This window comes from Rugamonas rivuli (assembly GCF_009380165.1).
Lineage (GTDB): Bacteria > Pseudomonadota > Gammaproteobacteria > Burkholderiales > Burkholderiaceae_D > Rugamonas > Rugamonas rivuli.
Map to the genome: position 1 here is coordinate 623,602 of NZ_WHUF01000002.1, position 23,457 is coordinate 647,058.

26 protein-coding genes are annotated in these 23,457 nt (G+C 62.8%); 18 read left to right on the forward strand and 8 right to left on the reverse strand.

What is annotated here, in order from left to right:
* The first annotated feature begins 4 nt into the window (after positions 1 to 4).
* The 11 genes from nuoI to ispF all read left to right on the forward strand — a co-directional run bounded on the left by nuoI (position 5) and on the right by ispF (position 9,546).
* Positions 5 to 493 carry an NADH-quinone oxidoreductase subunit NuoI gene (gene nuoI, locus GEV01_RS07955; RefSeq protein WP_008450339.1) on the forward strand — a complete coding sequence of 163 codons (489 nt, stop codon included), beginning with the start codon at positions 5 to 7 and terminating at the stop codon, positions 491 to 493.
* 79 nt (positions 494 to 572) lie between these two features.
* A complete protein-coding gene (locus GEV01_RS07960; protein ID WP_152803223.1) occupies positions 573 to 1,211 on the forward strand; it encodes an NADH-quinone oxidoreductase subunit J in 639 nt (212 codons plus the stop codon).
* On the forward strand, positions 1,208 to 1,516 hold the full coding sequence (gene nuoK / locus GEV01_RS07965; protein ID WP_008450334.1) for an NADH-quinone oxidoreductase subunit NuoK: 309 nt from the start codon (positions 1,208 to 1,210) through the stop codon (positions 1,514 to 1,516). Before GEV01_RS07960 ends, nuoK begins: the two co-directional genes overlap by 4 nt.
* 48 nt (positions 1,517 to 1,564) lie before the next feature.
* A complete protein-coding gene (nuoL, locus tag GEV01_RS07970; protein ID WP_152803225.1) occupies positions 1,565 to 3,652 on the forward strand; it encodes an NADH-quinone oxidoreductase subunit L in 2,088 nt (695 codons plus the stop codon).
* Between the two features lie 31 nt (positions 3,653 to 3,683).
* Positions 3,684 to 5,189 carry an NADH-quinone oxidoreductase subunit M gene (locus tag GEV01_RS07975; RefSeq protein ID WP_008450331.1) on the forward strand — a complete coding sequence of 502 codons (1,506 nt, stop codon included), beginning with the start codon at positions 3,684 to 3,686 and terminating at the stop codon, positions 5,187 to 5,189.
* Positions 5,190 to 5,205: 16 nt separating this feature from the next.
* Positions 5,206 to 6,711, forward strand: a complete 1,506-nt coding sequence (nuoN, locus tag GEV01_RS07980) for an NADH-quinone oxidoreductase subunit NuoN (protein ID WP_152803227.1) — start codon at positions 5,206 to 5,208, stop codon at positions 6,709 to 6,711.
* Positions 6,711 to 7,016, forward strand: a complete 306-nt coding sequence (locus tag GEV01_RS07985; RefSeq protein ID WP_008450326.1) for a DUF2818 family protein — start codon at positions 6,711 to 6,713, stop codon at positions 7,014 to 7,016. The genes nuoN and GEV01_RS07985 overlap by 1 nt, the downstream gene beginning before the upstream one ends.
* Before the next feature lie 33 nt (positions 7,017 to 7,049).
* Entirely contained in the window at positions 7,050 to 7,604 is a 555-nt protein-coding gene (locus GEV01_RS07990; RefSeq protein ID WP_152803229.1) for an NUDIX domain-containing protein, read from the forward strand.
* Entirely contained in the window at positions 7,601 to 8,323 is a 723-nt protein-coding gene (locus GEV01_RS07995; RefSeq protein ID WP_152803232.1) for a hypothetical protein, read from the forward strand. The genes GEV01_RS07990 and GEV01_RS07995 overlap by 4 nt, the downstream gene beginning before the upstream one ends.
* Before the next feature lie 5 nt (positions 8,324 to 8,328).
* Positions 8,329 to 9,042 (forward strand): 2-C-methyl-D-erythritol 4-phosphate cytidylyltransferase, encoded by a 714-nt coding sequence (gene ispD, locus GEV01_RS08000; protein WP_152803233.1) that lies wholly within the window; start codon positions 8,329 to 8,331, stop codon positions 9,040 to 9,042.
* A gap of 15 nt (positions 9,043 to 9,057) precedes the next feature.
* Positions 9,058 to 9,546, forward strand: coding sequence for a 2-C-methyl-D-erythritol 2,4-cyclodiphosphate synthase (gene ispF, locus GEV01_RS08005; RefSeq protein WP_152803235.1), 489 nt, complete (start codon positions 9,058 to 9,060; stop codon positions 9,544 to 9,546).
* Here the strand turns inward: ispF and GEV01_RS30920 are convergent.
* The 3 genes from GEV01_RS30920 to GEV01_RS08020 all read right to left on the reverse strand — a co-directional run bounded on the left by GEV01_RS30920 (position 9,486) and on the right by GEV01_RS08020 (position 11,023).
* Positions 9,486 to 9,995, reverse strand: a complete 510-nt coding sequence (locus GEV01_RS30920; RefSeq protein WP_217428373.1) for a DUF433 domain-containing protein — start codon at positions 9,993 to 9,995, stop codon at positions 9,486 to 9,488. The two genes, ispF and GEV01_RS30920, sit on opposite strands and share 61 nt — an antisense overlap.
* Complete coding sequence (locus tag GEV01_RS31510; RefSeq protein WP_408014824.1) at positions 9,931 to 10,218, reverse strand: BrnT family toxin; 288 nt, start codon at positions 10,216 to 10,218, stop codon at positions 9,931 to 9,933. Before GEV01_RS31510 ends, GEV01_RS30920 begins: the two co-directional genes overlap by 65 nt.
* 79 nt (positions 10,219 to 10,297) lie before the next feature.
* Positions 10,298 to 11,023 (reverse strand): SDR family oxidoreductase, encoded by a 726-nt coding sequence (locus GEV01_RS08020; RefSeq protein WP_152803239.1) that lies wholly within the window; start codon positions 11,021 to 11,023, stop codon positions 10,298 to 10,300.
* A 137-nt stretch (positions 11,024 to 11,160) separates the two neighbouring features.
* Between GEV01_RS08020 and GEV01_RS08025 the strand changes: the two genes are divergently transcribed.
* Together GEV01_RS08025 and GEV01_RS08030 are read left to right on the forward strand one after the other, a co-directional pair.
* Complete coding sequence (locus GEV01_RS08025; RefSeq protein ID WP_152803240.1) at positions 11,161 to 12,066, forward strand: LysR family transcriptional regulator; 906 nt, start codon at positions 11,161 to 11,163, stop codon at positions 12,064 to 12,066.
* A 55-nt stretch (positions 12,067 to 12,121) separates the two neighbouring features.
* Complete coding sequence (locus tag GEV01_RS08030; RefSeq protein WP_008450309.1) at positions 12,122 to 12,424, forward strand: hypothetical protein; 303 nt, start codon at positions 12,122 to 12,124, stop codon at positions 12,422 to 12,424.
* Here GEV01_RS08030 and GEV01_RS08035 read toward each other — a convergent pair whose 3' ends face one another.
* The gene (locus tag GEV01_RS08035) at positions 12,425 to 13,669 is read right to left on the reverse strand and encodes an MFS transporter (protein ID WP_152803241.1); all 1,245 of its coding nucleotides are present in this window, start codon (positions 13,667 to 13,669) and stop codon (positions 12,425 to 12,427) included.
* A gap of 103 nt (positions 13,670 to 13,772) precedes the next feature.
* Here GEV01_RS08035 and GEV01_RS08040 point away from each other — a divergent pair, with 103 nt between their 5' ends.
* Together GEV01_RS08040 and GEV01_RS08045 are read left to right on the forward strand one after the other, a co-directional pair.
* Positions 13,773 to 14,384 carry a TetR/AcrR family transcriptional regulator gene (locus tag GEV01_RS08040; protein ID WP_152803242.1) on the forward strand — a complete coding sequence of 204 codons (612 nt, stop codon included), beginning with the start codon at positions 13,773 to 13,775 and terminating at the stop codon, positions 14,382 to 14,384.
* Positions 14,385 to 14,507: 123 nt separating this feature from the next.
* Positions 14,508 to 15,116 (forward strand): PEP-CTERM sorting domain-containing protein, encoded by a 609-nt coding sequence (locus GEV01_RS08045; protein WP_152803243.1) that lies wholly within the window; start codon positions 14,508 to 14,510, stop codon positions 15,114 to 15,116.
* A gap of 72 nt (positions 15,117 to 15,188) precedes the next feature.
* Here the strand turns inward: GEV01_RS08045 and GEV01_RS08050 are convergent, their stop codons facing one another.
* The 4 genes from GEV01_RS08050 to GEV01_RS08065 form a co-directional block, all read right to left on the reverse strand.
* The gene (locus GEV01_RS08050) at positions 15,189 to 16,181 is read right to left on the reverse strand and encodes an FHA domain-containing protein (RefSeq protein ID WP_152803244.1); all 993 of its coding nucleotides are present in this window, start codon (positions 16,179 to 16,181) and stop codon (positions 15,189 to 15,191) included.
* The gene (locus GEV01_RS08055; RefSeq protein WP_152803246.1) at positions 16,178 to 17,623 is read right to left on the reverse strand and encodes a S1 family peptidase; all 1,446 of its coding nucleotides are present in this window, start codon (positions 17,621 to 17,623) and stop codon (positions 16,178 to 16,180) included. The genes GEV01_RS08050 and GEV01_RS08055 overlap by 4 nt, the downstream gene beginning before the upstream one ends.
* Positions 17,624 to 17,643: 20 nt before the next feature.
* Positions 17,644 to 18,297, reverse strand: a complete 654-nt coding sequence (ribA, locus tag GEV01_RS08060; RefSeq protein WP_116988059.1) for a GTP cyclohydrolase II — start codon at positions 18,295 to 18,297, stop codon at positions 17,644 to 17,646.
* A 123-nt stretch (positions 18,298 to 18,420) separates the two neighbouring features.
* The gene (locus GEV01_RS08065) at positions 18,421 to 19,122 is read right to left on the reverse strand and encodes a pirin family protein (protein ID WP_152803248.1); all 702 of its coding nucleotides are present in this window, start codon (positions 19,120 to 19,122) and stop codon (positions 18,421 to 18,423) included.
* 121 nt (positions 19,123 to 19,243) lie between these two features.
* Here GEV01_RS08065 and GEV01_RS08070 point away from each other — a divergent pair, with 121 nt between their 5' ends.
* The 3 genes from GEV01_RS08070 to GEV01_RS08080 all read left to right on the forward strand — a co-directional run bounded on the left by GEV01_RS08070 (position 19,244) and on the right by GEV01_RS08080 (position 23,404).
* The gene (locus tag GEV01_RS08070; protein WP_152803250.1) at positions 19,244 to 20,188 is read left to right on the forward strand and encodes a LysR substrate-binding domain-containing protein; all 945 of its coding nucleotides are present in this window, start codon (positions 19,244 to 19,246) and stop codon (positions 20,186 to 20,188) included.
* Between the two features lie 68 nt (positions 20,189 to 20,256).
* Positions 20,257 to 21,237, forward strand: a complete 981-nt coding sequence (locus GEV01_RS08075; protein ID WP_152803251.1) for an EAL and HDOD domain-containing protein — start codon at positions 20,257 to 20,259, stop codon at positions 21,235 to 21,237.
* Positions 21,230 to 23,404, forward strand: coding sequence for a putative bifunctional diguanylate cyclase/phosphodiesterase (locus GEV01_RS08080; protein ID WP_152803253.1), 2,175 nt, complete (start codon positions 21,230 to 21,232; stop codon positions 23,402 to 23,404). The genes GEV01_RS08075 and GEV01_RS08080 overlap by 8 nt, the downstream gene beginning before the upstream one ends.
* Positions 23,405 to 23,457: the final 53 nt, after the last annotated feature.

Here is a 23,457-nt window from a genome sequence, read left to right on the forward strand (position 1 = left end):
AAAAATGGAACGTTTAAAAGACTTTATCGGCAGCTTCATGCTGACCGAATTGATCAAAGGGATGGCGCTGACGGGCAAGTATATGTTCTCGCGCAAGATCACCGTGCAGTACCCGGAAGAGAAGACGCCGATGTCGCCGCGCTTCCGCGGCCTGCACGCGCTGCGCCGCTATCCGAATGGTGAAGAACGCTGCATCGCCTGCAAACTGTGCGAAGCAGTGTGCCCGGCGATGGCGATCACCATCGAATCCGAGCAGCGCGACGATGGTTCGCGCCGCACCACGCGTTACGACATCGATCTGACCAAGTGCATCTTCTGCGGTTTCTGCGAAGAGTCGTGCCCGGTCGATTCGATCGTTGAAACGCACGTGCTGGAATACCACGGCGAGAAACGCGGCGATCTGTACTACACGAAAGAGATGCTGCTGGCCGTTGGCGATCGCTACGAAAACGAGATCGCCGAAGCCCGCGCAGCGGACGCTCCTTACCGCTGACGGAAGGCGGGCCCGGCTCCGGTCGGGTTCCGCCGCAGCGGTGTGTTGATCAATAAACTGTACGTCTCTTGGGTTAGTTATGGAATTTAAAACTGCTTTGTTCTACGCCTTCTCAGCCATCATGATATTGGCTGCGACGCGCGTTATCACGGCCCGCAATCCGGTGCATGCGGCACTGTTCCTGGTGCTGGCGTTCTTCTCCGCTGCCGGCATCTGGATGCTGCTCGAGGCTGAGTTCCTCGCCATCGTGCTGGTACTGGTCTACGTCGGCGCCGTCATGGTGCTGTTCCTGTTCGTGGTCATGATGCTCGACATCGATACGGACAAGATGCGCGAAGGCTTCTGGGGCTACCTGCCGCTGGCGTCCTTCGTCGGCGTCATCATCGTGCTGGAAATGGCGGCCGTGCTGTGGCGCTCCTTCCTGTCGTTCGACCAGCAGCCTGTCAACGCCGGCAACATCGGCGGCACCAAGGAACTGGGCCTGCTGATCTACACCAAATACGTCTACGGCTTTGAAGTCGCCGGCATCATCCTGCTGGTTGCGATTATCGCCGCCGTGGCGCTGACCCTGCGCAAGCGCAAGGACACCAAACATTTCGACCCAGCCGACGCCGTACGCGTCAAGCGCAATGACCGCCTGAAGATCGTCAAGATCGCTCCGGTCACCACGCGCGGCCAAGATGCTGCTGGTTCGGCAGAAGTTAAGGAGGCACCATGACTTTATCGCTCGCTCACTACCTCGTTCTTGGCGCGATACTGTTCGCGATCTCGATCGTCGGTATTTTCCTGAACCGCAAGAACATCATCGTTCTGCTGATGGCCATCGAACTGATGCTGCTGGCAGTGAACATGAACTTCATCGCGTTCTCGCACTACCTGGGCGATGCGGCCGGGCAGATCTTTGTGTTCTTCATCCTGACCGTGGCGGCTGCTGAATCGGCAATCGGCCTCGCGATCCTGGTGGTGATGTTCCGTAACCTGGACACCATCAACGTTGAAGACCTGGATAGCCTGAAGGGTTGATCCCGTGGCTAAAGTTCAAACCTCGAAAAATAACGATTAAGGTTCATCATGGCGGTTACTCTTAACCCTAATCTCCTGCTAGCCGTACCCTTGGCGCCGCTGGCCGGCGCCGCGATTGCGGGCTTGTTAGGAACTAAATTCTTCGGCAACGTCGTAGGTCGCAAGACCTCGCACACCGCGACCATCCTGGGCGTGCTGGTTGCCTTCATCCTGTCGGCGATGACGCTGAACGATGTCGTCAACGGCGCCCACTACAACGGCACCGTCTACAACTGGATGACCGTGGCCGGCCTGAAGCTGGAAATCGGCTTCCAGATCGACGCCCTGTCGGCGATGATGATGTGCGTCGTCACCTTCGTGTCGCTGATGGTGCACGTGTACACCATCGGCTACATGGCGGAAGACGAAGGCTACAACCGCTTCTTCTCGTACATCTCGCTGTTCACGTTCTCGATGCTGATGCTGGTCATGGCGAACAACTTCCTGCAGCTGTTCTTCGGCTGGGAAGCGGTGGGCCTGGTTTCCTACCTGCTGATCGGCTTCTGGTACACCCGCCCAACGGCGATCGTGGCCAACATGAAGGCTTTCCTGGTCAACCGCGTCGGCGACTTCGGCTTCATCCTGGGTATCGGCCTGCTGCTGGCCTACGCCGGTTCGATGGACTATCAGGAAGTCTTCGCCAAGAAAGAACAGCTGATGACGATGACCCTGCCGGGCACCGACTGGGCGCTGTTGACCGTTGCCTGCATCTGCCTGTTCATCGGCGCGATGGGCAAATCGGCACAGTTCCCGCTGCACGTCTGGCTGCCTGACTCGATGGAAGGCCCAACCCCGATCTCCGCACTGATCCACGCCGCGACCATGGTTACGGCAGGTATCTTCATGGTGACGCGTATGTCGCCGCTGTTCGAACTGTCGGACACCGCTCTGTCGTTCATCCTGGTCATCGGTTCGATCACCGCGCTGTTCATGGGCTTCCTGGGCATCATCCAGAACGACATCAAGCGCGTGGTCGCTTACTCGACGCTGTCGCAGCTGGGCTACATGACCGTGGCCCTGGGTTCGTCCGCTTACTCGGTGGCTGTGTTCCACCTGATGACCCACGCATTCTTCAAAGCGCTGCTGTTCCTTGGCGCCGGTTCGGTCATCATCGGCATGCACCACGACCAGGACATCCGCAACATGGGCGGCCTGCGCAAGTACATGCCTATCACCTGGATCACTTCCTTGCTGGGTTCCCTGGCGCTGATTGGCACGCCGTTCTTCTCGGGCTTCTACTCGAAGGATTCGATCATCGAAGCCGTCGCCGAGACCCATATCTGGGGCGCAGGCTTCGCTAACTTCGCCGTGCTGGCTGGCGTGTTCGTGACCGCGTTCTACTCGTTCCGTATGTACTTCCTGGTATTCCACGGCGAAGAGCGTTTCGGCAAGGCCCATGCGCATGACGATCATCACCATGCTCCGGCCAAGGCACATGACGACGGTCACGGTCACGACGACCATGGCCACGACGAGGAAGACGACCACGCGCACCACGGTCTGGCACCAGGCCAGAAACCGCATGAATCGCCATTCGTGGTCTGGTTCCCGCTGGCGATGCTGGCCATCCCTTCGGTCATCATCGGCTACCTGACCATCGGTCCTATGCTGTTCGGCGACTTCTTCAAAGGTGTGATCACCTTCGGCGAAAACCACCATGCGATGGAACTGCTGAAAGAGGAATACCACGGCCCGATGGCGATGGCGATGCACTCGCTGACGTCGCTGCCGCTGTGGCTGGCCATCTCCGGTGTCGCTACCGCGTACTACTGCTACATGATCAACCCACGCGTACCGGCCTGGTTCTACGCCAAGTTCAAGTTCCTGCACACGCTGCTGGACAACAAGTACTACATGGACAAGTTCAACGAGGTCGTATTCGCCGGCGGCGCGCGCGTCCTGGGCAATGGCCTGTGGAACATCGGCGACAAGACCCTGATCGACGGCCTGCTGGTCAACGGCAGCGCCAAAGTGGTGGGCTGGTTCTCGACGCTGACCCGTTTGGCGCAGACTGGTTATATCTACCACTACGCGTTCGTCATGATCCTCGGCATTCTGGGGTTCCTGGTCTACTTCCTGCCGTTTTGGCACGCTTAATTAGCTGATACGCAAAGAGATAACGATAACCATGATGCAGTCAACCATATCTACACTACCTCCTTACCTGAGCCTCGCGATCTGGCTCCCGATTATCTTCGGCCTGATCGTGCTGGCTGTAGGCCGTGATACCAATGCGGCGCTGGTCCGCGTTGGATCGCTGATCGGCGCGATCGTCAGCTTCGCCGCGACCATCCCGCTGATCACCAATTTCAGCAACACCGCCCACGGCATGCAGTTCGTCGAGAAGTCGCCGTGGATCGAGCGCTTCAACATCTACTACTCGCTGGGCATCGACGGCCTGTCGCTGTGGTTCGTACCGCTGACCGCCTTCATCACCGTGATCGTCGTGATCTCGGCCTGGCAGGTGATCCAGAAGCGCGTCGCTCAATACATGGGCGCCTTCCTGATCCTGTCCGGCCTGATGATCGGCGTGTTCTGCGCGATGGACGGCCTGCTGTTCTACTTCTTCTTCGAAGCGACCCTGATCCCGATGTACATCATCATCGGCGTGTGGGGCGGCGAGAACCGCGTGTACGCATCGTTCAAGTTCTTCCTGTACACCTTCTTCGGCTCGCTGCTGACGCTGGTCGCCATCATCTACCTGTACAAGGTATCGGGCGGCAGCTTCGACATCCTGATGTGGCACAAGATCGCCCTGACGATGAAAGAACAGATCTTCATCTTCATCGCCTTCTTCATGGCCTTCGCCGTCAAAGTACCGATGTTCCCGGTCCACACCTGGCTGCCGGACGTCCACGTGGAAGCGCCGACCGGCGGCTCCGCCGTGCTGGCCGCGATCATGCTGAAGCTGGGCGCTTATGGTTTCCTTCGTTTTTCGCTGCCTATCGTTCCTGACGCATCGCACTACATGGCGCCGTTCGTCATCACCCTGTCGCTGATCGCCGTGATCTACATCGGCCTGGTCGCGCTGGTACAGAAGGACATGAAAAAGCTGGTCGCCTACTCGTCGATCGCGCACATGGGCTTCGTGACCCTGGGCTTCTTCGTCTTCAACGCCATGGCAGTGCAGGGCGCCATCGTACAAATGATCTCGCACGGCTTCATCTCCGGCGCGATGTTCCTGTGCATCGGCGTACTGTACGACCAGGCGCACTCGCGCCAGATCGCCGACTACGGTGGTGTGGTCAACAAGATGCCGAAGTTCGCCGCGCTGTTCATCTTCTTCTCGATGGCCAACTGCGGTCTGCCTGCGACTTCCGGCTTCGTCGGCGAGTTCATGGTGATCCTGGGCGCCACCCAGTTCAACTTCTGGATTGGCCTGCTGGCCGCGACCGCGCTGATCTTCGGCGCAGCGTACTCGCTGTGGATGGCCAAGCGCGTCATCTTCGGCAAGGTCGCCAACCACCATGTGGCTGAACTGGTCGATGTCAACGGCCGCGAATTCCTGATGCTGGGCATTCTGGCTGTCTGCGTCCTGGCCATGGGTCTGTACCCAGCGCCGTTCACCGACACGATGCAAACCTCGGTTGCAGACCTGCTGGCTCACGTTGCACACAGCAAGCTGCCTTACTGAAAACGGAAACACATAAATGACTACTCCAATTCCACAAGCAGTTATCGACCTGGTGCCGCTGTACGCAGAGGTAGCTCTGCTGATCGGCGCCTGCGCGATCCTGTTGATCGATATGTTCCTGTCGCAGGGTAAGCGCTCGGTGACTTACGTGCTGTCGCTGATCACGTTGCTGGTCTGCGCCGCATTGAGCTACCACGACTTCGCGGCCGGCACCACGGTCTACACCTTCAATGGCATGTTCGTGTCCGACCCGATGTCGAACCTGCTCAAGCTGTTCACCTACCTGGCTGTCGGCCTGACGCTGGTCTACTCGCGCCAATACGCGGACGACCGCGGCATGTTGAGCGGTAATCTGGGCGGCGAGTTCTATGTGCTGGCGCTGTTCGCCATGCTGGGCCAGATGGTCATGATCTCGGGCTCCAGCTTCCTGTCCGTGTACCTGGGCGTGGAACTGATGTCGCTGTCGCTGTACGCGCTGGTGGCCATCCGCCGCGACAACCACAAAGCCACCGAAGCCGCGATGAAGTACTTCATCCTGGGCGCGCTGGCATCCGGTTTCCTGTTGTACGGTATCTCGATGCTGTACGGCGCGACCGGCACGCTGGACATCGCCAAAGTGGCAACCGCTGTCGCCGCCGGCACCATCAAGCCGACCATCCTGGTGTTCGGCCTGGTGTTCCTGGTCGCCGGCCTGGCGTTCAAGCTGGGTGCAGTACCGTTCCACATGTGGGTGCCTGACGTCTACGAAGGTTCGCCTACCGCAGTGACCCTGCTGCTGGGCGGCGCTCCGAAGATCGCCACCTTCGCCATCTGCATCCGCCTGCTGGTGGAAGGCCTGCTGCCGATGGCAGTCGATTGGCAGCAGATGCTGATGGTGCTGGCGGTTATGTCGCTGGCCATCGGTAACATCACCGCGATCGCGCAGACCAACTTGAAGCGTATGCTGGCTTACTCCACCATCGCGCAAATGGGCTTCGTGCTGCTTGGCCTGCTGGCAGGCGTCGCTGGCGCCACCGACCGCACCGGCGCCGCTTCGGCCTACAGCGCCGCGATGTACTACACCATCACCTACGTGCTGACCACCATCGGCAGCTTCGGCATGCTGATGCTGTTGTCGCGCGCCGGCTTCGAAGCCGAGACCCTGAACGACTTCAAGGGCCTGAGCAAGCGTAACGGCTGGTTCGCCGTGGTCATGTCCATCCTGCTGTTCTCGCTGGCCGGCGTGCCGCCGATGATGGGCTTTGCCGCCAAGTTCTCGGTGCTGACCGCCGTGCTGGGCACCGGTCAGATCTGGCTGACCGTGCTGGCTGTGATGTTCTCGCTGATCGGCGCGTTCTACTACCTGCGCGTCGTCAAAGTGATGTGGTTCGATGAGCCGGTCGACAATGCGCCGATCGTGGTGAAGGGCGACATGAGCTTCGCACTGAGCCTGAACGGCCTGGCCATCGTAGCCCTGGGCGTTCTGCCAGGCCCGCTGCTGGCGGCCTGCCTGAAAGCCATGACCCTGACGCTGAACACCTGATGGATGTTTCCGTCGCAAGCTGGTTGGTGATCGCCGCTGCACTGGTGGCCGCCAACCTGCCGTTCTTCAATGACAAAGTATTCGCACTGGTGGCCACTCGCTGGCCCCGCAAGCCGCTGTTCGTGCGGCTGGCGGAAATGACGGTGCTGTACTTTGTCGTTGGCCTGATCGGCTTCGCCCTCGAAGCGCAGATCGGCAATCGCTTCCAGCAGACCTGGGAGTTCTACGCCATCTCCGCCTGCATCTTCATCGTCCTGGGCTTCCCGGGATTCATTGTCCGCTACCTGCGCAAGCGTCACGGCTGATACACTATCGTTCTTCAACGACGTGGAGCAGGCATGGACAAGCATCTGACAGAAACCCGTATCGACGGTGAATTGGTCTACAACGGCCACTTCCTCAAAGTCCAACGCGACACTATCGAACTCCCCGACGGCAAACACACCGCGCGCGAATACGTGCTGCATCCCGGCGCCGTGGTGATCCTGCCGCTGCTGGACGACGGCACGGTGCTGATGGAACGCCAGTACCGCTATCCGCTGCACCAGGTGTTCATCGAATTCCCGGCCGGGAAAATCGATCACAACGAAGACCCGCTGGCCAGCGCCAAGCGCGAGCTGGAAGAAGAAACCGGCTACACCGCCAGCGAGTGGCAGTTCGTCAGTAAGATTCACAACGCCATCGCCTACTCGGACGAGCATCTGGACCTGTATCTGGCGCGCGGCCTCAAGGCCGGCCCGCAGAAGCTGGACGACGGCGAGTTCCTCGAAACCTTCACCGCCACCATCGACGAACTGCTGCAATGGGTACGCGAAGGGAAGATCACCGACGTGAAAACAGTCATCGGCATCTTCTGGCTGGACAAGCTGCGCGCGGGCGACTGGAAGCTATGAAGCCGCTGTGTGCCGCCATCGTTTTCGGCCTGTCGGCCGTTGGCGGCGCGGTGCATGCTGCCACTCCGGCTACGGCCGCTGCGGCGCGCACGCCGTTCCAGATTCGCTGCGAAGACAGTATCGCCAAGACAGTCTCCGTGCTGTCGGCAAAACAGAACGGCTACACCATTAACAACCAGCTGCCGTATCGTGCGCTGACCGCGAAGTCCGGCAATATGGACAACCGGATGGTGACGCTGGGGCTGACCGTCACCAAGGGCCAGTACTCGGTCGATCTTGGCGGGCCGGTTTTGCAGGATACCGCCAGCGGCTACGAGTGCATCGCGCCGCGCGTGGATGTGAAGCTCACTTACTCGCCGGTGCTGATCTATGTCGGCAACGAGTTCGCGCCAGGCACCTGCGGCTACAACGCGATCCTCGAACACGAGCAGCGGCATTTGCAGGCGTATATGGAAAACCTGGCGCGCGTGGAGAAGGTGGTGCGCGAAGCGCTGAACAAACGCTTCGAAGCCAAGCCGCTGTACGCGCCGTCCGGCACCGCGATGTCGGCGCTGGAGCATGAGATCAACGGCACCTGGTTCCCGTTCATCCGCGATGAATTCGAGAAGGGCCGGCCGAAGCAGACGGAGATCGATACGCCGGAAGAATACGCCCGCATGGGCAAGGTGTGCGATGGCGAGATCGCTGCGATCCTGCTGCGCCGCCATAAAAACAATTGAAGAATATGACTGCATCCAAAACGACACCACGCTACTTTGCACTGCTGCCCGCCGCCGGCGTCGGCGCGCGCATGGCGGCGGACGGACCCAAACAATACCTGACGGTCGGCGGCAAGCCGATGCTGCGCCACGCAGTCGACGCCTTCCGCGCCAGCGATCTGGTGGCGCACACCTATGTGGTGGTCAGCGCGGCCGACGGCCAGATCGACGGCGTGCTGCCGGCGGACCTGGACGGCGTGACGGTGCTGCGCTGCGGCGGCGCCACGCGCATGGACACGGTGCTCAACGCCTTGCGCGAGCTGCAGGGCGTGGTGGCCGGCGGCGACATGATCATGGTGCACGACGCTGCGCGTCCCGGCCTCACGCCGGCGCTGATCGCCAAGCTGATAGACGGCGTGGGCGACGATGCTGCGGGTGGCCTGCTGGCGCTGCCGGTGGTGGACACGGTTAAGCGCGCGACGGGTGTAGTGCCTGTGGCCGCGACGACGGTGTCGCGCAACGGCCTGTGGCTGGCGCAGACGCCGCAGATGTTTAGCTACGAGCTGCTGCTGCGCGCCCTGGGCAGCGCGCCGGATGCCAACGCCATCACGGACGACGCCAGCGCGGTCGAGATGCTTGGCCTGTCGCCACGCCTGATCGAAGGCCATCCACGAAATTTGAAAGTCACGCTGCCAGCCGACATCCGCATCGCGGAAATGTACCTGGCCGCCGGCGAATAACAGAGGATAGAAAACATGAGCAAACTCCCATTCCGCATCGGCCAGGGCTATGATTGCCACGCACTGGCGGAAGGCCGCAAGCTGATTATCGGCGGCGTCGACATCCCGCATCATGTGGGCCTGCTGGGGCATTCGGATGCCGACGTGCTGCTGCACGCGATCACCGATTCGATACTCGGCGCGGCTGCGCTGGGCGACATCGGCAAGCATTTTCCGGATACCGATCCGCAGTTCAAGGGCGCCGATTCGCGTACCTTGTTGAAGGAGGCGGCGCGGCGCGTGGTGGCCACCGGCTACAGCATCGGCAACATCGACGCGACCATCATCGCGCAACGTCCGAAGATGGCGCCGCACATCGCCAGCATGTGCGCGAATATCGCGGAGGATCTGGGCGTGGCTGTCGGCCAGGTCAACATCAAGGCCAAGACCAATGAGAAGCTGGGTTACTTGGGCAGGGAAGAGGGCATTGCCGCAGAGTCGATTGCTTTGCTGATCGCTTCGTAAAACAAGGTTGTCGCGTTATCCCTTACGCCGACGGCCATGTCGCGGGAGACCGATGGGTAGTCTGCTAAAAAGTCATCCATTGGTTTGTCCGCCAATAAATAGTCGAACATCCGCTTGATGGGTACCAGCGTGTTCTTGAATACAGGCATGCCGCCCAGAATATCGGGTTCCATCTGCACCAGCGGCGTGATTGACTTCATGTAGGCCAGCCATTCCGGGTCGAATGGATCTGTGGGGGATTTTCGTGGCGGAATGATCCTACCCTTGAATTTATGTACCGGCGTGGTGAAATATCTGGGATCGTATTCCGGCCCATCTTCATCGATTACGATTTCGTCGTCATAGTTTGGCATGACATTTAGCCAGCTATCTGGCGCTGGCTCGTCAAAATATTCTGTTTGCTTCTCGTCTCGTTGCTTTTCTAAATGAGATGATTCGTACTTCATCATTTTCCTCCGTGTAAGTGATAACAACAGGATAGACTTGGAAATAGCCATACGCGTTATAGCGGCGTTCGCTGTAACGGAAACGAGCGTCCTCAACAGTGCTATCCGCACTCTCTATCACCTGCGGCGCATCGGCGAAATCCAGGCCGTGCTTGCGCAGGTTGCTTAGACGCTTGGATTCGTTCCACGTGTACGTTGTCATTTCAGTGTAGTGGCTTGAGGACATCCTTCAAGCGGCACTGAAAAAAACAGGCGCAGGACATCGTTTTGATATCCTGCGCCTGCCATTCTCAACCGTCTTCGGTCTAGATCAATAGTGCTCCGCCGTCGACGATGTGGGTCTGGCCGGTGGCGAAGCCGCTGCTCATCAGGAACAGGTAGGCGGCGGCGATGTCTTCCGCCGAACCTACACGGCCAACCAGCAGCGCATCGCCGACATCGTCGAACATCTGCTGGCGCTGTACCTGAGGCATGTCCGCCCACAGGTTCGTCGCGGTCACGCCCGGCGACACGGCGTTGACCCGCAGCGGCGCCAGCTCCACCGCCAGTGCCCGCGTCAAGGCCTCCATGGCGCCGCACACGCTGGCCCCCAGCACCCATCCCGACTGCGGCCGCATCGCTGCGATGCCGGTCGTGAACGTGATCGAACCGCCCGACCTGATATGCCGCGCACCATGCTTGGCCGCCGCCAGCGCACCCCAATAGCGCACGTCAAATGCCGAACGCGCAGCGGTCAAATCGGTCCCGGACAGCGCGCCGATTTGCAGCGCATCGCCCGCCGTGTAGACCAGATGATCGAACGCACCGGCGGTGGCGAAGAAGCGTTCGATGGCCCGTTCGTCCAGCAGGTCCAGCGCGCAGCCTTGCGCCTTGCCGCCAAGGTGCTCCAGCGCCTTCTCGATCCGCGAGATCTGGCTCGACACCACCAGCACTTCTGCGCCTTCACGCAGCGCCTCGCGCGCCACCGCCAGCCCGATGCCCGACGAGGCGCCGAGTACGATCACGCGCTGCCCAAGCAGACGGCCGCTCATGCCAGTACCCATTTTTTCATTGCATCCATCGTGTTCTCCTTGAGTGAAGCGGTAAGTCCGCATGCAAGAATTCTGATGCAAAATCACCGATACTCCGATAGCATGCGACTCATATCATTCATGACCAATTGGCATATATGGCTTTCGACGAACGGGTAGTGAACGGCATGCGCGTGCTGGCGGCGATTGTCGATGCCGGCAGCTTCGTGCGCGCGGGCGAGGCGCTGGAGATGTCGCAGTCCGGCGTCAGCCGCGCCATCGCCAAGCTGGAGGCTCGGCTCAATATCAGGCTGTTCGACCGCACTACGCGCAAGGTCTCCCTGACGGACGAGGGGCGCCGTTTCTACGCACAGATAGGACCATTGCTGGCCGGGCTGGAAGAGGCGGTTGCCTCGGCGGGCGAGGGGGCGGTTGCAGTGCGCGGACGCCTGCGCGTCAACGTCGAGCCGCTGCTGGCGCGGCTGCTGCTGGGCCCCAAGCTGGGCGGCTTCCTGAAACGATATCCGGAGCTGGACCTGGATGTGGTGGCGCGCGACCAGCTGGGCGACATGGTTGGCGACGGCTTCGACCTGGCGATACGCTTCGGTCATCCGCAATCGTCGTCGCTGATCGCCCGCAAACTGCTGGACACCCGCGTACTGACGGTCGCCACGCCGGCCTACCTGCGCCGCCACGGCGTGCCGAAGAAGCCCTCCGACCTCGAAGGCCCGGAACACACCTGCATCCACTTCCGCAATCCGGCGACGGGTAAGCCTTACGAATGGGAGTTTCATCGCGGCGGCAAGACCACCATCGTCAACCCGCGCAGCCAGCTGACGCTGAACGACGCCGGCACCATGGAAAGCGTACTGCTGGCCGGCTACGGCCTGGCGCAGGTGATCGACCTGGCGGTCGAGCCGCTGCTGCGTTCCGGCGCCGTCGTACCGGTGCTGACGGCATGGCCGGACGAGCGCTTCCCGCTGTACGCCTACTACCCGTCGCGCTACCACCCGCCCGCGAAGACGCTGGCCTTCCTGGACTTCGTCGCCACGCTGGTGGGCTAGAGCGGCGCCGTAAGCGATCTGCTACCATGGCGCTTTTGACGGCAGGGGATGAACAATGGCGCGTGATATCTACGCTTATCGGCAGGTGGCGGTGCACTCGGTGGCGCCCGAGGGCAAGGTGGAGATCCATCCCGTGCCGGGGCAGGCGTTCTCGCCCGCGCTGCATGTGCAGTGCTCGCGCCGCATGAGCGACGTCGAGCTTTACCCGTTGGGCACCTGCTTCCTGCTGGACGCCAAGCTGACCGACCGCATGGGCGGCATGCAGTACCTGTATGCCTGGCACGGCGATGAAATCAAGGTGCTGTCAGCCAGTGAGACCGAGACCTTCCTGGCTGCCTTCAAACGCGGACGAATTTGATCAGTGCACGGCGTGCAGCTTGCCCAAAGGCTTGCCGTCGTCCTTGGCCCATGCAGCGATGACGGCTGCCATCGCCAGCGCGAACAAGCCGCCGACCACCATCGCACTCGATACACCCAGATGATCGACTGATATGCCGCCTACCAAGGCGCCGCTGGCCAGCGAGATCTGCGCGGTGGAGACGAATACCGCGCCGCCACTTTCCATCGCATCCGGCGCGGCCTTGAACATCCAGGTCTGCACCGAGATCGGCATCATGCCGAAGGCCAGGCCCCAGATCACGATCAACACCGTCGCACCGGCTGCGCTGGCGCCGAACAGCGGCATCGCCGCGGCCGACAAGCCCATGACGACGCCGGTGGCGATCAGCGAATTTTTCACGCTCTTCGCCACTGCCCAGCCGCCGATCAGATTACCGACGAAACCAGCCGCGCCGTAAATCAGCAGCAGCACGCTGATGCTCTTGGCGCTCAAGCCCGCGACCTGGCTCAGGAACGGCGTCACATACGTGTAGGCGGCGAACTGGCCGATGAAGATCAGCAGCGTGGCCAGCATGCCCAGCCGCGCCTTCTGCACGCGCAGCAGCGCAGGCAGTTGGCCGAAGGTCAGGGATGTCGTGGTCGGCAGGCGAGGCAGCAGCCACATTTGCGCGGCCAGCACCAGCAGCGAGACCGCAGTCGCGGCGAAGAAGGCCATGCGCCAGCCCACCAGTTCACCGATCATCGCACCGGCCGGAACGCCGGCCACAGTGCCCAGCGAGATGCCGGCGAAGATGATGGAGGTGGCGCGCGCGGCCGACGCCTCCGGCACCAGCCGGTTGCCCAGCGCGCCGCCAATGGCCCAGAAGCCGCCTACGCCTATGCCGAGCAGTGCGCGTCCGAGCAGCACCAGCGGATAGGAATGCGACAGCGCGACGATCAGGTTGGAGGCGATCAGCGTGGCGGTCAGGCCCCAGATCACGTAGCGGCGGTCGGTCTTGCCGACGCCTATCGTCACCAGGATGGCGGCGAAGGCGGCCACCAGGCCGGGCACCGTCACCATCATGCCGGCGACGCCTTCGGTCACGCCCAGCTCGGAGGCGATGGACGGCAGCAGGCCGACCGGCAGGAATTCCGTCGTCACCAGCGCGAACGAGCCGACGGCGACCGACAACACGGCCAGCCAGGCGGCGCGGGTGGGGGAGCTTGAGATGGGGAGGGGCGCGTCGTCGCGGAGGGCGGCTTGGGCGCTGGTGTTGTTTTTCATTTGAGATTTTTCCTATCGACTGTAAAAATACTTGAGTTTTTTACTGATCGGTTCATAATGATCTTCGCAGGGAACTTTGTCAATGAATTTTTAACCGAACGGTATGAAAGATAATTCCGCATCAGCACGCAAGTCGGGCCGCCCGCGCACTTTTGACGCGGAAACGGCCCTGGACAAGGCCATGAAAGTGTTTTGGGAGAAGGGCTACGAAGGCAGCTCCCTGCCGGAACTGACCGAGGCGATGGGGATGAACCGGCCCAGCTTGTACGCGGTATTCGGCAACAAGGAAAACCTGTTCCGCATGGCGCTGGAGCGTTACGGCGCGACCCACGATCCGCTGTTCAACGCGGCGCTGGCGCAGCCGACGGCGCGCGCCGTGGTCGAGCATTTCTTGCGCGGCAATGCCGACGCCCAGACCGAAACCGAGAATCCGCATGGCTGCCTGGTGATCAACGGCGCGCTGGCTTGCAGCGACGATGCGTTGCCGATACGCGACTCGCTGATCGAGCGCCGCGCCGCCAGCGAGGCCAAATTGCGCGCGCGGCTGGAGCAGGCCAAGGCCGACGGCGACTTGCCTGCCGACAGTTGCTCGGGCCAGATGGCGCGCTATGTGATGACGGTTTCCAATGGCATGGCGGTGCAGGCGGCGGCCGGCGCCACCCGAAAACAGCTGCAGGAAGTGGTGGATCAGGTGCTGCGCGGATGGCCTTCTTGACCTCGTAGAAATGTTGCCTTAAAAATATATTCAGTAACAAAATGAAATTTTAGTTGTGCTTTTGAAATTTATCGGTAGAATGGCTGCATTGGGTCGCCGTTCTATCTTTTTGAAAGTCACATCATGAAATTGTCTAAACTGTTCCTGGCTGCAGCTGTTACCGCATTGACCGCTTCGGGCGCTGCATCGGCCACCAACCTGATCCAGAATGGCGACTTTGAAAACGTCAGCGGCGTCAATCTGAACAACTACGTCCGCGTGGGCGCAGGCGAGGGCGCGATTGCCTTCTGGAGCGTCGGCGGCAACTCGGTCGACGTCATCAACAACAGCTACAACTCGATCTCGGGCAATAGCATCGACATGCTGGGCACGCCAGGTCCGGGCGTGCTGTCGCAATCGTTCAACGCCATTGCCGGCGTCACCTATACGCTGTCGTTCGACCTGACCCACAATCCATACTCGCACGGCGCCGGCCTGGACGTGTTCGTTGGCGGCAACCACTACGCGTTCGAAGGTAGCACCCCTGTCACCAACTACACCTTCAACTTCACCACCACCGGTGGTTCGCAAGCGCTGGTGTTCAGCAGCGTTGGTGGCGACGGTTACTCGGGCGCAGTGCTGGACAATGTGTCCGTCACCGCCGCCGTACCTGAGCCGGAAACCTACGCCATGATGCTGGCCGGCCTGGGCCTGGTAGGTGCCATCGCCCGCCGTCGCAAAGCCGCCAAGTAATTCGCTGGCTTAAAATTAAAGAAGGGGGCTGACCTGTCGGGTCAGCCCCCTTTTTCGTTGTGCGGCCTGGATTTACTCGGCGCCGTCGTCGTCGTCCTCTGTTTCCGGCGTGCCGTCCTTGATGGCGTGGGCGCGGGCTGCGTCGGCGCCGGTTTTCAGTTTGGCGGCATCGGCCATGAACTGGTCGACGCTGCGATCCGCGCTGTGCCGCACTTCAGGCGGCAGCAGTACGGACATGTACAGCTCGTCCGCGGCACGCCCTGTGCCTTGCAGGTTGGTCATCAGCATCAGCCCGGCCCCCGCCACCAGCATCACCCAGCAGCTGACCGCGAAACGTCGCGGATGGTGCGGCTTGATCGTGATGAGGTGGAAGAACAACATGCCGCAGGCGATCGCCAGCGTCACCAGGTTGCCGTAGCGCGTGAAGGTCTCGGCCGACCAAGCATAGGCCAGCGCCGCGCTGCCGATCTTCCACAATCCCACTGTCGCCAGGCCGCTGCCCAGGATGAACAGGTGCCGCCCCAGCCGCGCATGGCTGCCGAACAGGCGGTTGGCCAGCGCCCACAAGCCGCTCCACAGCAAACCGGCCGCCAGGCTGGACGCCAGCACCAGCAGGTAGCGTATCAGCGCGAACGGTTCGACGTCGGACAGCCAGGTCTCCAAGCAGGTGAAGATGGCGATCAGCGCCAAGCCGATGGCGGCCGGCACCGTGCCTTCCCAGCCGTGCATGGTGGTGTCCGCGATTTCGGCGGCCACCGGGAAGTCGGCCGCGCGCACGCGCAGCCGCGTGTGGCCCAGGCGCACCATGGTGTCGCCGCCCAGCACTACGCTGGTCTGGCGCTTGCCTTTCAGGTAGGTGCCGTTCTGGCTGCCCAGGTCGCGCAGCACCAGCTCGCCTTGTTCGTTGACGTCGACGATGGCGTGGGCGGCGGCGCTGTGGGCGTCGTCGAGGATGACGTCGTTATCGTAGCTGCGGCCCAGGCGGATCGGCAACGCGGCCACCTTGTGCCGGTGCAGCACGTCGCCGTTGCGGGCCAGGATTTCGATGAAGTAGGGGGCTTTCATCGCGCGCCTCCCTTGGCTGGCTTGGCGGGCGAGGCGACCACGGCGGGCTTCTTCGCCGCCGGCGCCAGGCCCAGCGAGTCGATGAACACGCGCGACAGGCGCAAGCCGTTTTCGTACGAGACGCCGCGCGCATCGAGCCGGCTTTGCAGGCTCATCAAGCCCTGGTCGGTGGTGGCGGTCAGCAGCGCGAAGTCGTACAGGCCGGCGAACTTGCGATAGGCGCGCACGCACAGCACGGCGCGCAGCGGCACGTCCTTGTTCTTGACGAAGTCCTCGGTGCATTGCGGGCCGGTCAGGCGGGTGTCCTTGTTGGTGCCGAAGTGCTCGTTCTTGAACGAGGCGCTGGCCAGTTGCGCGAAGCGCAGCTTGTCCAATCCGGTGCCGCGCAGGAACTGGTGGCGGATGCTGAGCTGGCCCGTTTGCAACGAACCGCTGATGAAGATCGCCGATTCCATCGCGCAGCTGGCGTCGTCCACCGTGAACGGCTTGTCGGCCTTGACGTTGGAGCGGCCCCAGCAGCGCATCTGTTCGGACTCGCGCACCGGCACCTGATAAGGCCCCATGGGCTTCAGGCTCAGCGGGCTGGCCAGCAGCTGGTCGACCATGGCGCGCTGGTGGTTCAGCAGCTGCGCGGCGACGATGGACGTGAAGTCGGTCGGGGTTTTCTTTTGCTGCTCCACGCGCTTGAGCAAGTCCTGGGCAAAGCGGGCCGGCACCAGGAAGCTGACCAGCTCGCCATCGAGGCGCTTGGAGACGTTGACGCCGGCCACCGCGCCATCGACCGTCACGCTGGGGCCGCCGCTCATGCCGGAGTTGATCGGGCCGGTGAACATCAGCTGGTCGTAGAAGCCGCGCGCGATCACGCCGTTGTAGGCGCCTTCGGAAATGGCGAAGCCCAGGTCCAGCGGATTGCCCAGCGAGTACAGGTACTGGCCCTGCGTCAGCTTGGCCAGTTGATCGGGAATCTTGAAGAAGCCGGTGCCGTTGCGGCTGACGCGCAGCACGGCCAGGTCGTGCAGCACGTCCACCGCCAGCAGTTCGACATTGCCGCGCTGGCCGCTGGTGTCCACCCATTCGCCGACGTAGGTGTCGGGATCGAGCGCGAATTGCGACACCACATGGTAATTCGTTACCACCAGGTTGCTGGTGCCGATCAGGAAGCCAGAGCCCACCGACGATTGCGTGCGGCCGCTCTTGAGCAGCGAGCGCACTTGCAGGATGTCGTTTTTGGCGGAACCGTAGAGATGCTGGGCCGCGCTGGAGGGCGGCGGCAGCGGGGCGGCGTCGGCATTGTCGGCGGCGGGCGCCGAAGCCTTGGCGGAGGACTGCGCCGCCGCAGCCAGTTGTGCGGGCGCGGCCGGCGGATGGTCGGCGGGCGCCGCCAGCGCGCCGGCGCTGGCCCAGGTCAGGGCGAGGGTAACGGCAAGCTTGTTAAATTTCATGCAGTCCTTAAAAATCAACCTTACAGCGCGCCATCCTCCACCGGGGCCGGGGTCAGCGGCGTCATCATGTGGCCCAGCTTGGCGGCCTTGGTATTCAGGTAGTGCTGGTTAAAGGCATTGCGGTTGACCAGCAGCGGAACGCGCTCGGCCACCTCGATGCCCAGTTTGGTCATGGCATCGATCTTACGCGGATTATTGGTCATCAGGCGCAGGCTTTTAACGCCGAATTGCGCCAGCATAGGCTGGACCAGCCCGTAGGTGCGCTGATCCGGCTTGAAGCCCAGCTGTTCATTGGCCTGCACCGTGTCGGCGCCGGCCTCCTGCAGGCGGTAGGCGCGGATCTTGTTGATCAGGCCGATGCCCCGGCCTTCCTGGCGCAGGTACAGCAGCACGCCGCGGCCTTCGGCGGCGATCTTCTTCAGCGCGCCTTCGAGCTGGGCGCCGCAATCGCAGCGCTGTGAGAACAGCACGTCGCCGGTCAGGCATTCGGAATGGACGCGCGCCAGCACCGGCTCGCCGTTGCCGATATCGCCCAGCACCATCGCCAGGTGTTCCTTGCCGGTGGCTTTTTCGACAAAGGCGTGCAGCGTGAACTGCGCCCAAGGGGTCGGCAGGGCGCACGAAGTCATGTAATCCAGTTCGTCGGTTGCCGGGGTTGCTGCGCTCTGCGACATAGCTATGCTCTTCAATTAGTGATATTCAAGGTGAAAAAGGCACGCCGGGCTGTTCAAACAGACCCGGCGTGCCCTTCATGATACCAAAACTGGCGGAAAGTTTTTTTAGGCCGCCCTCTAGCCTCAGGCGGGGAGGTCGAACAGCAGCACTTCCGCATCCTTGGCATCCTGCAGCGACACCAGCGTTTCACCGCTGATTTTCAGCGCATCGCCACCTTTCAGCGCCGTGCCGTTGACCGTCACCTCGCCACGGATCACGTGCACGTAAGCCTTGCGCCCGCCGGCCAGCGTGTGTTGCAGGCTGTCGCCGGCCGCCATGATGGTGGCGTAGATCGCCGCATCCTGGTGGATCAGCACCGAGCCTTCGCGGCCGTCGCTGGAGGCGATCAGGCGCAGCTGGCCTTGTTTGCTTTCCGGCGTGAAGTGCTTTTCCTCGTAGCTCGGTGGAATGCCGGTCTGGTTGGGCTGGATCCAGATTTGCAGGAAATGCACCCGCTCGTCCTGCGAGTGGTTAAACTCGCTGTGGCGCACGCCGTTGCCGGCGCTCATGCGCTGGACATCGCCGTAGTGCAGCACCGAACCGGTGCCCATGCTGTCCTTGTGGGCCAGCGCGCCGTCGAGCACGTAGGAAATGATTTCCATGTCGCGGTGGCCGTGGGTGCCGAAACCCTGGCCGGCCGCTACCTGGTCTTCATTGATGACCAGCAGCGGGCCGAAACCGACATGTTCAGGATCGTGGTAGCTGCCGAACGAGAAGGTATGGCGCGACTGCAGCCAGCCGTGGTTGGCGACGCCGCGTTCTTCACTTTTACGAATTTGCAACATGGTAGGGCTCCGTTTCTTTTAAATTAATGTGCGATAATTTCGCATCCATGAACCACAGTGTACGCCTGTGTTTTGGAATAAAAAAACGGAAAATTTACCACTCTACTATCGAAAAAATCGAATGCTCAGACTCAGCCTGGAAGCCCTGCAAATCGTCGACGCCATCGACCGTCGCGGATCGTTCTCCGCCGCCGGCAAGGAGCTGCACCGCGTGCCCTCGACCATTTCCTACACCGTCGGCAAGCTGGAGGACGATCTGGGCGTGCAAGTGTTCGAGCGCAACGGCCCGCGCGTGGAGCTGACGGCGGCCGGCGTCGAGCTGCTCAAGGAGGGGCGCTACCTGCTCAAGGCCGCGCAAGACCTGGAGCACCGGGTGCGCCGCGTGGCCTCCGGCTGGGAGACCGAACTGGCGGTCGGCATGGACAGCATGTTCTCGGCCAGCCTGTTCATCGATGATATCAACGCTTTCTACCAGGTCGCCCAGCAGACCCGGCTGCGCATCGTGCAGGAGGCGCTGTCCGGCACCTGGGAAGCGCTGCTGGACCGCCGCGCCGACCTGCTGGTGGGGGTGGCCGGCGACGGCCCGGCCGGCGGCGGCTATGTCTCCCTGCCGATCGGCAAGATCCCCTTCGTGTTCGCGGTGGCGCCGACGCACCCGCTGGCCTCGGTGCAGGGCAAGCTGGACCGCGTGCAGCTACAGCAGCACCGCGCCGTCAGCGTGGCCGATTCGGCCCGCAAGATGGCGCCGCGCACCGTCGGCCTGCTGCTGGGGCAGGACACGCTGACCGTGCCCGACATGAAAACCAAGTTCCAGTACCAGCTCGACGGCATGGGCTTCGGCTTCCTGCCGGAGCCGTGCGCGCGCGCCGCCATCGCCGCCGGCCTGCTGGTGGAAAAGGAAGTGGAGGAGCCGAAGCCGGCCGAAACCTTCTACCTGGCCTGGCGCAGCGGCGAGCACGGCGCCGCGCTGCAATGGTGGCTGGCCCGCATGAAACAGCCCGGACTGTTCGAACGGCTGCTCGCCCATCTGCCGCATCGTTTGATCTTGCCCGCTTCATTTCCATAATGTTGGCCGACGCCAATAATTTCGGAGTACCATAGCGGGATCACCGACTGTTATACGCTGGACATTCCATGACCGCTACGACTGCCATGCCGCCCGTGTTTTTGCATCCTCTGGCCGACCGCAACGGCGTGCCGTCGGCGCTGCTGCTCGACGCCGCCAGCCTGCAGGCCGGCGCGGTGCAGACCAGTCTGCTGCAGGAGCTGGCGTCGGGCAGCATGAGCTGCTACTACCGCGCCGGCCAGGCCGAGGCGGTCCATCAGATTCTGGACGAGGCCGGCTGGAAGCCGCTGCCCGCCGACAAGCTCCACCACAGCGACACCGCGCTGGCCGCCGACCTGCCGGCCAGCGTCGCCTGGATCGACGGCGACTGGTTCCTGGCGCCGCCGCCCAAGCCGGTCGGCAACCAGGCCGCCTCGCGCGCGCTGGCGCTGCAGCTGGTGCAGCTGGTCTCGGCCGATGCCGACACCCACGAAATCGAAGCGCTGCTGCGCCAGGATCCGACGCTGTCCTACCATCTGCTGCGGCTGGTCAATTCGCTGGGCATGGGCACCGGCCGCCGCGTCACCAGTTTTTCGCAAGCCATCCTCATCCTCGGACGCTCGCAGCTGCGGCGCTGGCTCAACCTGATGCTGTTTTCATCGCGCGAGGCCGACCAGCGCTCGGCCATGCTGCTGGCGCGGGTGTCGGTGCGGGCGCGGGCGATGGAGCTGCTGTCCAAGGCCGCCGGCCAGGACAAGCCGCACCAGGAGCAAGCCTTCATGACCGGCATGTTTTCGCTGCTGGGCGTGCTGTTCGGCATGCCGCTGGCCGAGGTGCTGAAGCCCTTGTCCATCAGCGTCTCGGTGCAGCAGGCGCTGCTCGCGCGCGAGGGCGAGCTGGGCCAGTTGCTCGACGTGGTCGAAGCAGCCGAGCACGACGACCTGGCCGCGCTGACGCAGGGCTTGCAGGCGCTGCAGATCGACAACGCCGGCTTCAACCAGATCCTGGCCGACGCCTACCTGTGGATGCAGGGCGTCTCGGTGGGCAAGGCGGGCGCTCCCCATGCGTGACATGCTGGAGCGTTGTCTGGCGCTGAGCCGGCAAGCCCGCAAAGAGTCGGGCACGGCGCTGGCGGCGACGCTGGCCGAGCTCGATGCATTGCTGGCGGCGACGCGCTCCGGCATCGCCGATGCGAACACGGAGCCGACCGCCGACGCCGAGCTGGAGCTGGACCTGGCCGGCTATCTGACCGGCTGGAGCGCCGGCGCGCAGCGCATGTTCGGCTACGCGCCCGAGGAGGCGCTGGGCCAGCACGTGCTGTTCCTGTACGCCGAGAACGACGACGACGGCAATATCGCCGAACTGTTCTTCGAGCCCAGCGCCGACAACAGCGGCGCTACCGGCGACGCCCGCACCGAGGTGCGCCGCCGCAAGAAGGACGGCGAGCTGATCTGGGTAAAGCTGCGCCTGCTGCTGCGCCACGACGAGGCCGGCGATCCGGTCGGCATGCTGGTCGAGCTGAACATGGCCGATGCCGCGCTGTCGGCCTCGGACAAGATCAACCTGCATGCGCGCATCATCGAGGACAGCGACCAGGGTGTGCTGATCACCGACGCGCACGAGCGCATCGTCTCGATCAATTCCTCGTTCACCCGCATCACCGGCTACACGCCGGAAGAATCGATAGGCAAGACGCCCGACCTGTTGCGCTCCGGCGTGCACGACGCCGAGTTCCGCGCCAAGGTGCGCTCGGCCATGCAGGGCGAGGGGCCGTGGCGCGGCGAGATCATCGGCAAGCGCAAGAACGGCGAGCTGTTCCCGCAATCCGTGACCATCAGCGTGGTGCGCGACGAGCAGGGCAAGATCAGCCATACCTTCTCGCTGTTCTCCGACATCAGCGTGCACAAGGACGCCGAGGCGCGCATGCAGCGCATGGCCAATTACGACTCGCTGACCGGCTTGCCGAATCTGTGCCTGCTGAACCAGCTGGTCGGCCAGGCGCTGACCGAGACCAAGCGCTCGCAGGAGCACGGCGCGCTGCTGGTGATCGACATCACCCGCATCGGCGCCATCAGCGACACGCTGGGCCACGAGGTCGGCAACGGCCTGCTGTGCGAGATCGGCCGGCTGTTCCGGCTGTCGCTGCGCGAGGCCGACGTGCTGGCGCGGCTGGACGGCCACAAGTTCGCGGTCGCGCTGCTGCACATCGAAAAGCGCGAACACGCCGCCATCGTCGCGCAAAAGCTGCTGACCGCATTGGCCGCGCCCATCGTCATCGGCACGCACAGCCTGCAGGTGGGCGGCCACATCGGCATCACCGTCTACACCGAGGACGGCACCGACGTCTCGACCCTGATACGCTACGCCGACGTGGCCATGAACAAGGCGGCGCAGAATATCGAATCGGCCTTCCTGTTCTACAGCGAGGAAATGAACCAGCGCGCCAAGGAGCACCTGCGCATCGAAAGCGAGCTGCGGCGCGCGCTCAGCAATAACGAGCTGATGCTGTACTACCAGCCCAAGGTCAGCCTGCGCAGCGGCCGCATCGTCGGCGCCGAGGCGCTGCTGCGCTGGCGCCATCCGGTGCGCGGGCTGGTGTCGCCGGGCGTGTTCATCCCGGTGGCGGAGGAGACCGGCCTGATCCTCGACCTCGGCAGCTGGGTGCTGGAGGAAGCCTGCCGCCAGGTGCGCGAGTGGAAGGACGCCAACCTCATCATGCCGCCTATCGCCGTCAACCTGTCGGCGCGGCAGTTCGACAGCCAGCTGCCCAAGCGCATCGCGGCGGTGCTGGAGCGGCACGGCGTGCAGCCCGACCAGATCAACCTGGAGATCACCGAGAGCCTGCTGGTGCGCGGCACCGACAATGTGATCGCCATCATGAACGAGCTGGTGGCGATGGGCATGGCGCTGGCGCTGGACGACTTCGGCACCGGCTACTCCAGCCTGGCCTACCTGAAAAAATTCCCGATCAGCACCCTGAAGATCGACCGCTCCTTCGTCATCGGCCTGCCGTACGAAGAAAACGATTGCGCCATCGCGCGCGCCATCGTCACCATGGCGCAGCAGCTGCGGCAGGAGATCGTCGCCGAGGGCGTGGAGACGGCCGAGCAGATGAGCTTCCTGCGCGAGCTGGGCTGCGACCAGCTGCAGGGCTATCTGTTCAGCCAGCCGATTCCGGCGGCCGACTTCGCCGGCATGCTGCGCGAAGGCAAGCGCCTGGCCTTTGGCAATCGTTGAAGTCCGGCCTGATTGGCCTCCTGAAAATTCCCGCGATTGGCATCCCGCCGGCG